Origin of the sequence: Snodgrassella sp. W8158 (genome assembly GCF_016100435.1) — a bacterium.
Classification (GTDB): Bacteria; Pseudomonadota; Gammaproteobacteria; order Burkholderiales; family Neisseriaceae; genus Snodgrassella; species Snodgrassella alvi.
Genome location: NZ_JACFSM010000011.1, coordinates 1 through 15,710, shown reverse-complemented (window position 1 = coordinate 15,710; position 15,710 = coordinate 1). Strand labels below are relative to the sequence as shown.

The window sequence follows — 15,710 nt, the reverse complement described above, 5'->3', positions numbered from 1 at the left end:
TGCGATGGAAGAAGGCTTACGCTTTGCGATTCGTGAAGGTGGCCGAACAGTTGGTGCCGGTGTGGTTGCTAAAGTTATCGCTTAAAGTTTTGTAGGCCAGTAGCTCAATTGGTAGAGTATCGGTCTCCAAAACCGAGGGTTGGGGGTTCGAGACCCTCCTGGCCTGCCAAAAAATCAGACTAATCGGCCAATGGTCGGTTAGTCTTTTTTGTATTAATTAAAAGGTGGTTATATGGACAACAAAACATCGAAAGATGTAGGAGCCAAAACCAAAGCACAATTAAAAGCTGAAGCTAAGCAACAGCAGGAGTTGGAAGTCAAACGTAATAAATGGTTTGATTTGTTGAAATATCTTCTCTCCGCTATATTGGTTGCCGCTGGTATTCAGGCATTCTATGCTCTTGATGCGCAATTGCCACTTTATATCCGTTATTTATTTCCATTGGTAGGTGTAGTAGCAGCCATTGTAATTGTATTTTTCTGGAGTACAGGTGGACGCAAACTTACTGCCTATGTGCGCGACTGTGTATCGGAAGCCAGAAAAGTAGTTTGGCCAGAGCGTAATGAGGCATTGCGCATGACCCTGTTTGTACTGATATTTGTTGCTGTCTTGTCGTTATTTATTTGGGGTGTTGACAGCCTGATTTCATGGTTGTTATTTGACATCTTTATGAGGAGAAGCTGATCATGGCAAAACAGTGGTATGTTGTACACGCTTATTCCGGTTTTGAAAAAAATGTACAAAAAACCTTAAAAGAGCGCATTGAGCGTGAAGGAATGGGTGAATATTTTGGTCAGATACTGGTGCCGGTTGAAGAAGTTGTGGATATAAAAAACGGGCGTCGCAGTATTACTGAACGTAAATTTTTTCCTGGTTATGTTCTGGTAGAAATGGATATGACCGATGCTTCGTGGCACTTGGTTAAAAATACACCACGTGTGACGGGCTTTATTGGCGGAACAGCCAATAAACCATTGCCTATTTCAGCTCGTGAAGTGGATGCTATCTTGCATCAGGTGCAAAGTGGGGTAGAAAAACCAAAACCAAAAGTCCTCTTTGATGTTGGTCAGCAAGTGCGAGTAAATGAAGGTCCGTTTAAAGACTTTAATGGTGTTGTAGAAGAAGTCAATTACGAACGCAATAAACTGCGTGTTGCTGTGCAGATATTTGGACGTGAAACACCGGTTGAGCTGGAATTTTCTCAGGTAGAGAAAATTTAACTGCAATAATGCAACATAAACTAACCTGTGCTTGTAAGGAAAAGGTTTTTTCTTTATAATCACCGGTCTTGCTTTTGGGGAGCAGCATTTGCTGCGTCATACCCGTTTATTTGGAGTTTAAATCAAGTGGCAAAAAAAATTGTAGGCTATATCAAACTGCAGATTCCTGCAGGTAAAGCCAATCCGTCTCCTCCGGTAGGTCCGGCACTGGGTCAGCGTGGTCTGAATATTATGGAATTCTGTAAAGCCTTTAATGCGGCTACGCAGAATGTTGAACCGGGTCTGCCGGTTCCGGTAGTGATTACTGCGTTTGCAGATAAATCATTTACCTTTGTAATGAAAACGCCACCGGCTTCTATTTTGCTGAAAAAAGCAGCTGGTCTGCAAAAAGGTAGTTCAAATCCATTAACCCAGAAAGTGGGTAAAGTGACTCGTGCACAATTGGAAGAAATCGCCAAGACTAAAGAGCCTGATTTAACTGCTGCTGATCTGGATGCGGCGGTACGCACCATTGCCGGTAGTGCCCGTTCAATGGGTTTAGATGTGGAGGGTGTGTAAATGGCTAAGCTTTCAAAACGCATGCAGGCTATTCGTGCTGCTGTGGAAACCAATAAATTATATGCTATTGATGAAGCACTGAGTCTGGTTAAAGCTAATGCTACGGCCAAATTTGATGAATCTATCGATGTATCTTTCAATCTAGGCATTGATCCACGTAAATCTGATCAGATTGTTCGTGGTAGTGTAGTACTGCCTAAAGGTATCGGTAAAACTGTACGTGTAGCTGTATTTACTCAGGGTGCTAATGCCGAAGCTGCAAAAGCGGCTGGTGCTGATGTGGTTGGTTTCGATGATCTGGCTGCTGAAGTAAAAGCAGGTAATCTGGACTTTGATCGGGTAATTGCATCTCCTGATGCTATGCGTGTGGTAGGTCAGCTGGGTACTATTTTGGGTCCGCGTGGTTTGATGCCAAATCCGAAAGACAGTACTGTTACACCGAATGTTGCTGAAGCTGTTAAAAATGCGAAAACTGGCATACGGTATCGTACAAATAAAGATGGTATTGTACAAGCAACTATTGGTCGTGCTTCTTTTGATGTCGCTGATCTGCGTGAAAACTTTAACGCATTACTAGACGCCATTGTTAAAGCTAAACCTGCTGCAGCAAAAGGTCAGTATTTGCGCAAAATCGCCGTATCCAGCACGATGGGTACAGGTCTGCGTGTTGACAGTACTTCTGTAAATAATTAAGAAGTATCGTTGAATTTTGGCAGTTTGGTCTCATATCAGACTGCCTTAAAAATTCATATAAATGTCTTACATTTATATGTTGGGCTACTTAGAAATAAGTAGATGTCCAAGACCGTAGGGAATTTGTGGTAGTAAAACAAATTTTAAAAATTAACCCTACGCAGACGGTAGTCCCGGATAATCTTGTGTAAGCTTTGCTTACGGATGTCTTTTTGGGTTGCCGCGCTGGGTGGAGTGGTATTCATATCGCTCTGATTAAAAACAGTGGGAGGTAGACCTTGAGTCTCAATATTGAAACCAAGCAAGCAGCCGTAGCCGAAATCGTAGCAGCCATTGCTAACGCTCAAACTATGGTTATTGCCGAGTATCGTGGTATCAGTGTTGCCAGTATGACCGAACTGCGTGCCAATGCTCGTAAAGCAGGTGTATACCTGCATGTGTTGAAAAACACATTAGCCCGTCGCGCTGTTGAAGGTACATCATTTGCCGCTCTGGCTGATCAGATGGTTGGTCCGTTGGTTTATGCGGTATCTGAAGACCCGGTTGCTGCTGCAAAAGTACTGCACCAGTTCTCGAAAAAAGATGAAAAAATTGTGCTGAAAGCAGGATCATATAATGGTGATCTGCTGGATGTTGCTCAGGTGGCAGAACTTGCTTCTATTCCGAGCCGCGACGAATTGCTCGCGAAATTGCTGGGTATTATGCAAGCTCCTGTTTCAGGTTTTGCCCGTGCACTTGCTGCTTTGGCTGAGAAAAAAGCCGGCGAAGAAGCTGCCTAAATTTCATCTGATTTATATTTAAATTTTTATTCTCAATTATTGGAGTTTAATAGCATGGCTATTACTAAAGAAGACATTCTGGAAGCAGTTGGTAACCTGACCGTTATGGAATTAAACGATCTGGTTAAAGCTTTTGAAGAAAAATTTGGTGTATCTGCAGCTGCTTTGGCTGTTGCTGGTGGTGGTGCTAGCGGTGGTGCTGCAGCTGCCGAAGAAAAATCTGAATTCGATGTAGTATTGACTTCTGCCGGTGCTCAGAAAGTTGGCGTGATTAAAGTTGTTCGTGCTATCACTGGTCTGGGTCTGAAAGAAGCTAAAGATCTGGTTGACGGTGCACCTAAAACTCTTAAAGAAGGTGTTTCTCAGGCTGAAGCTGACGACATTAAAAAACAACTGGAAGAAGCCGGCGCTTCTGTCGAAATCAAGTAATTTCAGTTGCGTTTTACAGGCTGGTAGCTTAGGCTACCAGCCTGCTTTCGCTTGTCTACCTCAAGTGATATTTTATAAATATTTACAAAAAAACCTTTAATTTACCTAATTTTACTCTTTTGATATCAACAGTTATCTGAGTATTTATAAAACCTTACTTGCCAAACCTCCCTACTGGAGACTGTACATGTCCTACTCTTTTACTGAAAAAAAACGTATCCGTAAAAGCTTTGCCAAACGTGCGAATGTATTAGAAGTGCCGTTTTTATTGGCTACGCAGTTGGATTCTTATACACAGTTTTTACAGATGGAAACACCCTACGACCAGCGTGCTGATGTTGGTCTTCAGGCTGCTTTTCAGTCTATTTTTCCGATTATCAGTCATAACGGTTATGCCCGCCTTGAGTTCACCCATTATGTATTAGGTGAACCAGTGTTTGACATTCCGGAATGTCAGCTGCGTGGTATCACTTATGCAGCCCCGTTGCGGGCACGTATCCGGCTGGTGATTTTGGACAAAGAGTCATCCAAACCTAATGTGGTTAAAGAAGTTCGTGAAAATGAAGTTTATATGGGTGAAATTCCGTTGATGACACCCAGTGGTTCATTCATTATTAACGGTACTGAACGCGTCATTGTTTCACAGTTGCACCGTTCTCCGGGTGTATTCTTTGAACATGACAGAGGTAAATCACATTCATCTGGTAAATTATTATTTTCAGCACGGATTATTCCTTACCGCGGATCCTGGCTTGACTTTGAATTTGACCCGAAAGATTTGCTGTATTTCCGTATCGACCGTCGTCGTAAGATGCCGGTAACTATTTTACTGAAAGCACTTGGGTTTACACCGGAACAGATTCTGGACATGTTCTATGACCGTGAAAGTTACCACCTGTCTAAAGATGGTGTGCATACTGATCTGATTCCGGCACGTCTGAGAGGTGAAACTGCCAAGTTTGATCTGGTAGATAAAGACGGCAAAGTACTGGTACAAAAAGGCAAACGTATTAATGCCAAGAATATCCGTGACATTATTGCTGCAGATATTAAATGGCTGGAAGTTGAACCGGAAAGTCTGATTGGCAAGGTACTGGCTGCTGATGTGGTTGTTCCGGATACCGGTGAAATACTGGCTAAATCCAATGATGAAATCACGGAAGAGTTGCTGGCACAGTTTGATATACAGGGAATCAAAGAAATTTCAACGCTGTATATTAATGATCTGGATCAGGGTGGTTATGTTTCAAATACTTTGCGTACTGATGAAACTGAAGGTCAGCAGGCTGCACGTATTGCTATTTATCGCATGATGCGCCCGGGTGAACCGCCAACCGAAGACGCTGTTGAGGCATTGTTTAATCGCCTGTTCTTTAGTGAAGACAGCTATGACTTGTCACGTGTCGGCCGGATGAAATTCAACACCCGTACCTATCAGCAAAAATTGCTGGAAGCACAGCAAGAGTCATGGTATGGACGTCTGATGACACAAACTTTTGCCAATGCTGATAAAGAAGGCAATCATGTACTGACTATTCCGGATATTGTATCCGTAATTGCTACACTGGTTGAATTGCGCAACGGACATGGTGAAGTCGATGATATTGACCATTTGGGTAACCGTCGCGTACGTTCTGTGGGTGAGCTGGCTGAGAACCAGTTCCGCAGTGGTCTGTCTCGTGTAGAACGTGCCGTTAAGGAACGCCTGAATCAGGCAGAATCAGAAAATCTGATGCCGCATGACCTGATTAATGCCAAACCGGTTTCTGCTGCAATCAAAGAGTTTTTCGGATCCAGTCAGTTGTCTCAGTTTATGGATCAGACTAATCCGTTGTCTGAAGTCACCCATAAACGCCGTGTATCTGCATTGGGACCCGGTGGTCTGACCCGTGAGCGTGCCGGCTTTGAAGTGCGTGACGTACATCCGACTCATTACGGTCGTGTATGTCCGATTGAAACACCTGAAGGTCCGAATATTGGTTTGATTAATTCTCTGGCAGTTTATGCCCGTACCAATAAATACGGCTTTCTGGAAACACCTTATCGCCGAGTTGTCGACGGTAAAGTAACCAATGACATTGATTATTTGTCAGCTATTGAAGAAGGTCGTTTTGTTATTGCCCAGGCGAATGCCGATCTGGATAAAGACGGCCGGATTATCGGTGATTTGGTAACCTGCCGTGAAAAAGGTGAAACCATAATGGCAACACCGGATCGCGTACAGTATATGGACGTGGCTACCGGTCAGGTGGTTTCAGTAGCGGCTTCACTGATTCCGTTCCTTGAGCATGACGACGCCAACCGTGCTTTGATGGGTGCCAACATGCAACGTCAGGCAGTACCTTGTCTGCGTGCTGAAAAACCATTGGTTGGTACTGGTATTGAACGCTCTGTGGCTATTGACAGTGCTACAGCTATTGCGGCCAGTCGCGGCGGTGTTGTGGAATATGTGGATGCAAACCGTGTCGTAGTACGTGTTAATGATGACGAGGCTACTGCTGGTGAAGTGGGTGTGGATATTTACAATCTGGTGAAATTCACCCGTTCTAACCAGTCAACCAATATTAATCAGCGTCCTGCCGTACAGAAGGGTGATGTTATCCAGCGCGGTGATGTTATTGCGGATGGTGCTTCTACTGATTTAGGTGAGCTGGCACTGGGTCAGAATATGACTATCGCCTTCATGCCATGGAATGGTTATAACTATGAAGACTCAATTCTGATTTCAGAACGTGTCGTTGCCGGTGATCGTTATACTTCAATTCATATTGAAGAATTGAATGTGGTATCCCGTGATACGAAGCTGGGCGCCGAGGAAATTACCCGTGATATTCCGAATTTGTCTGAGCGTATGCAAAATCGTCTGGATGAATCCGGTATCGTTTACATTGGTGCTGAAGTAGAGGCCGGTGATGTACTGGTAGGCAAGGTGACACCTAAAGGTGAAACTCAGCTTACACCGGAAGAAAAACTGTTGCGTGCTATTTTTGGTGAAAAAGCCAGTGATGTAAAAGATACTTCACTGCGTATGCCTACTGGCATGAGTGGTACTGTTATTGATGTTCAGGTATTTACCCGTGAAGGTATTGAACGCGATAAACGTGCTAAGGCGATTATCGATGCAGAACTGAAACGCTATCGTCAGAATCTGACTGATCAGTTGCGTATTTTCAATGATGATGCTTTTGACCGTACTGAACGCCTGATACTGGGACAAAAAGTCAATGGCGGACCATTGAAACTGGCTAAAGGTGCAGAAGTTACTAAAGAATATCTGGCTTCATTGCCGAGCCGTCATGACTGGTTTGATATTCGTCTGAGTGATGAAAGTATTGCTAAGCAGGTGGAACTGATTAAGGAAAGTTTGCAGGCCAAGCATGAAGAATCAGATGCTCTGTATGAAATCAAGAAGAAAAAACTGACACAAGGCGATGAATTACAGCCGGGTGTACAGAAAATGGTTAAGGTGTTTATTGCCATTAAACGTCGCCTGAAAGCCGGTGACAAAATGGCCGGCCGTCATGGTAATAAAGGTGTGGTATCCCGCATTCTGCCGGTTGAAGACATGCCTTACATGGCTGACGGACGCGCTGTGGATATCGTACTGAATCCGCTCGGTGTACCAAGCCGTATGAATATTGGTCAGATTCTGGAAGTACATCTGGGCTGGGCTGCCAAAGGTATTGGTGAGCGTATTGACCGTATGCTGACAGAAAAACGTGCTGCTGATGATATTCGTGCTTTCCTTGAAAAAGTGTACAACAGCAGTGGTAAGAAAGAGGATTTATCGCAATTTAATGACGATGAAATCATCAATCTGGCTCAGCATTTGCGTAAAGGTATGACTGTAGCTACACCAGTATTTGATGGTGCGGAAGAATCCGAAATCAAAAATATGCTGGCACTGGCTTATCCAGAAGATGATCCAGAAATTCAGAAACTGGGCTTTAATGATACCCGTACGCAGATGACACTGTATGATGGTCATACCGGAGAAGCCTTTGACCGTAAGGTGACTGTGGGTGTAATGCATTATCTGAAACTGCATCATCTGGTTGATGAAAAAATGCATGCTCGTTCTACTGGTCCGTACAGTCTGGTTACTCAGCAGCCGCTGGGTGGTAAAGCTCAGTTCGGTGGCCAGCGTTTTGGTGAGATGGAGGTTTGGGCACTGGAAGCTTATGGTGCTGCTTATACTCTGCAGGAAATGCTGACTGTGAAATCAGATGACGTCACCGGTCGTACCAAAATGTATGAAAACATTGTTAAAGGCGAGTACAAGATTGATGCCGGCATGCCGGAATCATTCAATGTGTTACTGAAAGAGATTCGCTCTTTAGGCCTGGATATGGATTTGGAACGTTACTAACCGACACCGGTCGTATACAGTGTGTGAGGCATACTGTATACGGCATCGTCAGGAGCAAATATGAAAGCTTTATCAGACTTATTTAATCCGCTGCAAAATGCCAGTGCCGAAGAAGAATTTGACGCAATTAAAATCGGCATTGCTTCGCCGGATACCATTCGTTCTTGGTCGTACGGTGAGGTGAAAAAACCGGAAACGATTAATTACCGTACTTTTAAACCGGAACGTGACGGCTTGTTTTGTGCCAAGATTTTTGGCCCGATTAAAGATTATGAATGTTTGTGTGGTAAATACAAACGCCTGAAATTTCGCGGGGTAACCTGTGAAAAATGTGGTGTGGAAGTAACTTTGTCTAAAGTGCGCCGCGAGCGCATGGGACATATCGAACTGGCTGCACCGGTTGCGCATATCTGGTTTTTGAAATCTTTGCCATCCCGTCTGGGTATGGTATTAGACATGACTTTGCGTGATATTGAACGTATTCTGTATTTTGAAGCTTATGTGGTAACTGATCCGGGGCTGACTTCATTACAGCCGCGTCAGCTGCTCAGTGAAGAAGAATACATTACCAAATATGAAGAGTCTGGCGGCGATTTTGAAGCCAAAATGGGTGCTGAAGGCATTCGCGATTTACTGCGAGCTATGGATATTGCCCATGAGGTTACTGTATTGCGTCAGGAACTGGATTCAACCAGTTCAGATACAAAAATTAAGAAAATTGCTAAACGACTGAAAGTTCTGGAAGCATTTCAGCGTTCCGGTATGAAACTGGAATGGATGATTATGGATGTGCTGCCAGTACTGCCACCGGATTTGCGTCCGCTGGTACCGCTGGATGGCGGCCGTTTTGCTACTTCTGATTTGAATGACCTGTATCGTCGCGTCATTAATCGTAACAACCGTTTGAAACGCCTGCTTGAACTGCGTGCACCGGATATCATCGTACGCAATGAAAAACGTATGTTACAGGAAGCGGTAGATTCATTACTGGATAATGGCCGTCGTGGTAAAGCCATGACTGGCGCTAATAAGCGTCCGCTGAAATCCCTGGCAGATATGATTAAAGGTAAGGGCGGTCGTTTCCGTCAGAATCTGCTGGGTAAACGTGTCGATTACTCCGGTCGTTCTGTGATTACCGTTGGTCCGTACCTGCGTCTGCATCAGTGCGGTTTGCCGAAGAAAATGGCTTTGGAACTGTTCAAACCATTTATTTTCCATAAACTTGAACAGTTAGATCCGACCGTAACTACCATCAAAAAAGCCAAAAAGATGGTGGAACAGGAAGAGCCGATTGTATGGGATATTCTTGAAGATGTTATTCGTGAACATCCGATTCTGCTCAACCGTGCACCAACCTTGCACCGTTTAGGTATTCAGGCATTTGAGCCGATTCTGATTGAAGGTAAGGCAATTCAGCTGCATCCGCTGGTATGTACTGCATTTAACGCCGACTTTGACGGTGACCAGATGGCTGTGCACGTACCACTGAGTCTGGAAGCACAGATGGAAGCGCGTACCCTGATGCTGGCTTCGAATAATGTATTGTCACCAGCCAATGGTGAACCAATTATCGTACCGTCACAGGATATCGTATTGGGTCTGTATTATATGACCCGCGACAAAATTAATGGTAAGGGTGAAGGCAGCCTGTTTGCTGATGTAAAAGAAGTACACCGTGCCTACCAGACTCGTCAGGTAGAGCTGGGTACTAAAATTACTGTACGTTTGCGTGAATGGGTGAAAAATGGTCAGGACGAATTTGTACCGGTAGTTAACCGTTATGAAACTACTGTCGGCCGTGCTCTGCTGTCAGAGATTCTGCCAAAAGGTTTGTCTTTCGATCATATTAATAAAACGCTGAAGAAAAAAGAAATTTCTAAGCTGATTAATGCTTCATTCCGTCGCTGCGGATTGCGTGATACTGTCATTTTTGCTGATCATCTGATGTATACCGGTTATGCATTCTCAACTCGTGCCGGTATTTCAATTTGTGTTGACGATATGCTGGTGCCTGAAAGTAAACCACAGTTGCTGGCTGAGGCTAATGCTGAAGTTAAAGAAATTGAAGACCAGTACCGTCAGGGTCTGGTAACCAATGGCGAACGTTACAATAAAGTAGTCGATATCTGGGGCCGTACTGGTGACAAGATTGCCAAAGCGATGATGGATAATCTGTCTACTCAGAAAGTAGTTGACCGCGAAGGTAATCTGGTTGATCAGGAGTCATTCAACTCAATTTACATGATGGCTGACTCCGGCGCCCGTGGTTCTGCCGCTCAGATTAAGCAGTTATCAGGTATGCGTGGTTTGATGGCGAAACCGGATGGTTCCATTATTGAAACACCGATTACTTCTAACTTCCGCGAAGGTCTGACAGTATTACAGTACTTTATTTCTACTCACGGTGCCCGTAAAGGTCTGGCTGATACGGCATTGAAAACCGCTAACTCCGGTTATCTGACCCGTCGTCTTGTTGATGTGACACAAGACTTGGTGGTAGTAGAAGATGATTGTGGTACCAATGACGGCTTTGTGATGAAAGCAGTGGTACAGGGCGGTGATATCATTGAATCATTACGTGATCGCGTACTGGGACGTGTTACTGCTGAAGATGTTGTTGACCCGACCAGTGGTGAAACTTTAGTTGAAGCAGGTACGCTGCTGAACGAAAGTCTGGTTGATCTGATTGATAACTCAGGTGTCGATGAAGTTAAAGTACGTACTCCGATTACCTGTAAAACACGTCATGGATTGTGTGCCAAATGTTATGGCCGAGATCTGGCGCGCGGTAAACTGGTCAATGCCGGTGAATCTGTTGGTGTGATTGCTGCTCAGTCTATTGGTGAGCCGGGTACTCAGTTAACTATGCGTACCTTCCACATTGGTGGTGCCGCTTCACGAGCTGCAGCTGCTAGTCAGGTAGAGGCTAAATCTGGTGGTACGGTTCGTTTCTCCAGCCAGATGCGTTATGTAGCCAATAACAAAGGTGAACTGGTCGTTATTGGTCGTTCATCCGAAATTGTGATTCATGACGATATTGGTCGTGAGCGTGAACGCCATAAAGTACCTTACGGTGCATTATTGCAGGTAAAAGATGGTGGTGTGGTGAAAGCCGGTCAGACACTGGCTACATGGGATCCGCATACCCGTCCGATGATTACCGAGTTTGCCGGTCGTGTCCGCTTTGAAAATATCGAAGAAGGCGTTACTGTAGCCAAACAGACCGATGATGTTACCGGTTTGTCTACACTGGTAGTTATTGATGGTAAACGTCGTTCCTCTACTCAGTCTAAACTGTTGCGTCCGACAGTAAAACTGCTGGATGACAAAGGCGAAGAAATTCGCATGGCGGGAAGCGAAACTGCTGTTTCCATGGCCTTTCCGGTTGGTGCAGTGATTACTGTACGAGAAGGACAGGAAGTAGGTAAAGGTGATGTACTGGCCCGTATTCCTCAGGCTTCATCCAAAACCCGCGATATTACCGGTGGTCTGCCGCGTGTAGCTGAATTGTTCGAAGCACGTACTCCGAAAGATGTGGGTATGCTGGCTGAAGTAACTGGTACTGTTTCTTTCGGTAAGGAAACCAAGGGTAAACAGCGTCTGATTATTACTGATGCAGACGGTGCTGCTTATGAAACCCTGATTTCCAAAGAAAAACAGGTGCTGGTACATGATGGTCAGGTGGTGAATCGCGGTGAAGTGATTGTAGATGGTGCAGTCGATCCGCATGATATTCTGCGTTTGCAGGGTATTGAGGCGCTAGCTCGTTATATCGTGCAGGAAGTACAGGAAGTGTATCGTCTGCAAGGTGTGAAGATTTCCGATAAACATATCGAAGTGATCATTCGCCAGATGCTGCGCCGGGTAAATATTGCCGATGCCGGTGACAGTCACTTCATTACTGGTGAGCAGGTTGAACGCGGTGATGTAATGATTGCCAACGAGAAGTTGCTGGCGGAAGGTAAAGAACCGGTACGCTTTGACAATGTATTGCTGGGTATTACTAAAGCATCATTGTCTACCGATTCGTTTATTTCTGCTGCATCCTTCCAGGAAACTACCCGTGTGCTGACTGAAGCGGCTATTATGGGTAAACGTGACGATTTGCGCGGCCTGAAAGAAAACGTAATTGTTGGTCGTCTGATTCCGGCCGGTACCGGACTGACTTACCATCGCAGTCGCCGCCAGAAATGGCAGGAGCAGTTGGCTGCTGAGGCTGCAGAGAAAAGCGAATAAGCTTTAATATCTGTTGTAAATAAAACCGCTGAAAGCCATTCAGCGGTTTTATTTTGCACATGCTTTTATATAGTTGTTTTTTCAACAGATATAAAGCGTTTAAAGTTTGATTATCTTGACCATAATAAAGCAGGAATGTTAAAATACCCGTTTTGCCGGCATGGTGCCGGCATATATTGACTCAACAGGATAAAGAGAAAATATGCCTACTATCAACCAATTGGTACGTAAAGGACGTCAGGCTCCGGTTTACGTCAACAAAGTACCTGCTTTAGAGGCTTGTCCTCAAAAACGTGGCGTATGCACCCGTGTATACACCACTACTCCGAAAAAACCTAACTCAGCGCTGCGTAAAGTATGCAAAGTGCGTCTGACCAACGGTTATGAAGTGATTTCATATATCGGTGGTGAAGGCCACAACTTGCAGGAACACAGCGTAGTACTGATTCGCGGCGGTCGTGTAAAAGACTTGCCGGGTGTGCGTTACCATACTGTACGCGGTTCTCTGGACACTGCAGGTGTTAAAGACCGTAAGCAGTCCCGTTCTAAATACGGTGCTAAACGTCCTAAATAATCGGACGCATCGGCAGATCATCTGTCGAGTAAGTGAATATTTACATAAATATTCGCGGGCTATGCCCAGCTGAATAGTTTAAGGAAATTGAAATGCCAAGACGTAGAGAAGTCCCAAAACGTGACATATTGCCAGATCCGAAATTCGGCAGTATCGAATTATCCAAATTCATGAATGTGCTGATGATTGACGGTAAAAAATCTGTAGCAGAACGCATTGTATACGGCGCTCTGGAACAGATTGAAAAGAAAACCGGCAAAGAAGCCATTGAAGTGTTTAACGAAGCCATTGCCAATGCCAAACCGGTGGTAGAAGTAAAAAGCCGTCGTGTTGGTGGTGCTAACTATCAAGTTCCTGTTGAGGTTCGTCCTGCCCGTCGTCTGGCTCTGGCCATGCGCTGGGTACGCGATGCGGCTCGTAAACGCGGTGAAAAATCCATGGATTTGCGTCTGGCTGGTGAATTAATTGATGCGGCCGAAGGTCGCGGCGGTGCATTGAAAAAACGTGAGGAAGTACATCGCATGGCTGAAGCCAACAAAGCCTTCTCTCACTTCCGCTTCTAATGCAGAAAGGCAATTATCGTGGCTCGTAAAACCCCTATTGAGCAATACCGCAATATCGGTATTTCTGCACATATTGATGCTGGTAAAACCACCACTTCAGAACGTATTCTGTTTTACACCGGCATGACTCACAAACTGGGTGAAGTACATGACGGTGCAGCCACCACCGACTGGATGGAACAAGAACAGGAACGTGGTATTACCATTACCTCTGCTGCTGTTACCACCTTCTGGAAGGGTATGGCAGGTCAGTTTAAAGAACACCGTTTAAATATTATTGATACCCCGGGACACGTAGACTTTACTGTTGAAGTAGAGCGTTCCATGCGTGTACTGGATGGTGCGGTAATGGTTTACTGTGCTGTGGGTGGTGTACAGCCTCAGTCTGAAACTGTATGGCGTCAGGCCAATAAATACAAAGTGCCTCGTCTGGCTTTTGTAAATAAAATGGACCGTCAGGGTGCCAACTTCTTCCGCGTGGTTGAACAGATGCAGACCCGTCTGCGTGCCAATCCGGTACCGGTTGTCATTCCGGTAGGAGCTGAAGACGGTTTCGAAGGCGTGGTAGATTTGCTGAAGATGCAGGCTATCGTATGGGATGATGCAACTCAGGGTTTGAAATTTGAGTATGCTGATATTCCTGCTGACCTGAAAGACGTTGCCGAAGAATGGCGCGAAAAAATGGTTGAAGCTGCAGCAGAAGCCAACGAAGAACTGATGGAAAAATACCTCGGCGGTGAAGAACTGAGCGAGGATGAAATCGTTGCTGCCCTGCGTGCACGTACACTGGCTGGTGAAATTCAGCCGGTACTGTGCGGTTCAGCATTCAAGAACAAAGGTGTACAGCGTCTGCTGGATGCTGTGGTTGAGTATCTGCCAAGCCCGACAGACATTCCGCCAGTAGCCGGTGAAAAACCGGATGGTGAAAAAGACAGCCGTAAAGCCAGCGACGATGAGAAATTCTCTGCGTTGGCATTTAAACTGATGAACGATAAATACGTTGGTCAGCTGACTTTCATCCGCGTGTATTCCGGCGTGGTGAAATCTGGCGATACTGTAGTGAACTCTGTTAAAGGCACTAAAGAACGTATTGGTCGTCTGGTACAGATGAAAGCCAATGATCGTGATGAAATCGAAGAAGTACGTGCCGGTGACATTGCAGCTGTAATTGGTCTGAAAGATGTAACTACTGGTGAAACGTTGTGTGATACTGACGCTCCGATTATTCTGGAACGTATGGAATTCCCGGAACCGGTTATTCACGTTGCAGTTGAACCAAAAACTAAAGCTGACCAGGAAAAAATGGGTCTGGCTCTGAACCGTCTGGCTAAAGAAGACCCGTCTTTCCGTGTGAAAACAGATGAAGAATCTGGTCAGACTATTATTTCCGGTATGGGTGAATTGCATCTGGAAATTATTGTAGACCGTATGAAACGTGAATTTGGTGTAGAAGCCAACGTGGGTGCACCACAGGTGGCTTATCGTGAAACCATCCGTAAATCGGTGGAATCCGAAGCCAAATACGTGAAACAGTCTGGTGGTAAAGGTCAGTATGGTCATGTAGTGATCACTATGGAACCTCTGGAACCGGGTGGTGTAAACTACGAATTCATCGACGAAATTAAAGGTGGTGTGATTCCACGTGAATTTATTCCGTCTGTGGATAAAGGTATTCGTGATACCATGACCAATGGTATTCTGGCCGGTTATCCGGTTGTAGATATCCGTGTGCGCCTGACTTTCGGTTCATACCATGATGTGGACTCTTCGCAAATCGCGTTTGAATTAGCCGGTTCTATGGCATTCAAAGACGGTATGCGCAAAGCTTCTCCGGCATTGCTGGAACCTATCATGGCGGTTGAAGTAGAAACACCGGAAGACTACATGGGTGATGTAATGGGCGACCTGAATCGTCGTCGTGGCATCGTGCTGGGTATGGATGATGATGGTATCGGCGGCAAGAAAGTTCGTGCCGAAGTACCACTGGCAGAAATGTTCGGTTACTCAACCGACCTGCGCTCTGCTACTCAGGGGCGTGCTACTTACTCCATGGAGTTCAAGAAATACGCTGAAGCACCAAATAATGTAGCCGAGCAGGTAATTGCTGCACGTAAAGGCTAACTTATTTACCGATAACCTGAAAGTACCTGTACTTTCAGGTTATCATCGTTCTTTAATGATCTTTATTCAAGGAAACTTAGCTCATGGCTAAAGAAAAATTCGAGCGGAGCAAACCGCACGTAAACGTTGGCACCATTGGTCACGTTGACCATGGTAAAACCACTTTG

Annotated in this window: 12 protein-coding genes, 1 tRNA gene and 1 pseudogene; all 14 read left to right on the top strand. The window is 45.2% G+C overall.

Translation table 11 applies throughout. The features are described 5' to 3' along the window. Positions 1–85, top strand: a pseudogene (locus tag H3V11_RS11670) (elongation factor Tu); the annotation flags it as partial. Positions 86–93: 8 nt separating this feature from the next. After that, positions 94–169, top strand: a tRNA-Trp gene (locus tag H3V11_RS11665). 63 nt (positions 170–232) lie between these two features. Beyond that, the gene (secE, locus tag H3V11_RS11660; RefSeq protein WP_084563545.1) at positions 233–685 is read left to right on the top strand and encodes a preprotein translocase subunit SecE; all 453 of its coding nucleotides are present in this window, start codon (positions 233–235) and stop codon (positions 683–685) included. Positions 686–687: 2 nt separating this feature from the next. Continuing rightward, positions 688–1,221 (top strand): transcription termination/antitermination protein NusG, encoded by a 534-nt coding sequence (nusG, locus tag H3V11_RS11655; RefSeq protein WP_025329893.1) that lies wholly within the window; start codon positions 688–690, stop codon positions 1,219–1,221. A gap of 126 nt (positions 1,222–1,347) precedes the next feature. Continuing rightward, positions 1,348–1,779 (top strand): 50S ribosomal protein L11, encoded by a 432-nt coding sequence (gene rplK / locus H3V11_RS11650; RefSeq protein ID WP_025329894.1) that lies wholly within the window; start codon positions 1,348–1,350, stop codon positions 1,777–1,779. After that, the gene (gene rplA, locus H3V11_RS11645) at positions 1,780–2,472 is read left to right on the top strand and encodes a 50S ribosomal protein L1 (protein WP_025329895.1); all 693 of its coding nucleotides are present in this window, start codon (positions 1,780–1,782) and stop codon (positions 2,470–2,472) included. A 278-nt stretch (positions 2,473–2,750) separates the two neighbouring features. Continuing rightward, positions 2,751–3,251, top strand: a complete 501-nt coding sequence (rplJ, locus tag H3V11_RS11640) for a 50S ribosomal protein L10 (protein ID WP_025329896.1) — start codon at positions 2,751–2,753, stop codon at positions 3,249–3,251. 54 nt (positions 3,252–3,305) lie between these two features. Further along, entirely contained in the window at positions 3,306–3,680 is a 375-nt protein-coding gene (gene rplL / locus H3V11_RS11635) for a 50S ribosomal protein L7/L12 (RefSeq protein ID WP_084547966.1), read from the top strand. 187 nt (positions 3,681–3,867) lie between these two features. Next, entirely contained in the window at positions 3,868–8,049 is a 4,182-nt protein-coding gene (gene rpoB / locus H3V11_RS11630; RefSeq protein ID WP_025329898.1) for a DNA-directed RNA polymerase subunit beta, read from the top strand. A gap of 60 nt (positions 8,050–8,109) precedes the next feature. Next, entirely contained in the window at positions 8,110–12,285 is a 4,176-nt protein-coding gene (gene rpoC, locus H3V11_RS11625; protein ID WP_025329899.1) for a DNA-directed RNA polymerase subunit beta', read from the top strand. Between the two features lie 202 nt (positions 12,286–12,487). Further along, positions 12,488–12,859 carry a 30S ribosomal protein S12 gene (gene rpsL, locus H3V11_RS11620; RefSeq protein ID WP_025329900.1) on the top strand — a complete coding sequence of 124 codons (372 nt, stop codon included), beginning with the start codon at positions 12,488–12,490 and terminating at the stop codon, positions 12,857–12,859. Positions 12,860–12,951: 92 nt separating this feature from the next. Further along, positions 12,952–13,422 carry a 30S ribosomal protein S7 gene (gene rpsG / locus H3V11_RS11615; RefSeq protein WP_025329901.1) on the top strand — a complete coding sequence of 157 codons (471 nt, stop codon included), beginning with the start codon at positions 12,952–12,954 and terminating at the stop codon, positions 13,420–13,422. Positions 13,423–13,440: 18 nt separating this feature from the next. Then, positions 13,441–15,543: an elongation factor G gene (gene fusA / locus H3V11_RS11610; protein WP_078474524.1), complete on the top strand. Its 2,103-nt coding sequence runs from the start codon at positions 13,441–13,443 to the stop codon at positions 15,541–15,543. A gap of 83 nt (positions 15,544–15,626) precedes the next feature. Beyond that, positions 15,627–15,710 (top strand): GTP-binding protein (locus H3V11_RS11605; protein ID WP_002252039.1); only part of this gene is annotated, 84 nt, incomplete at its 3' end.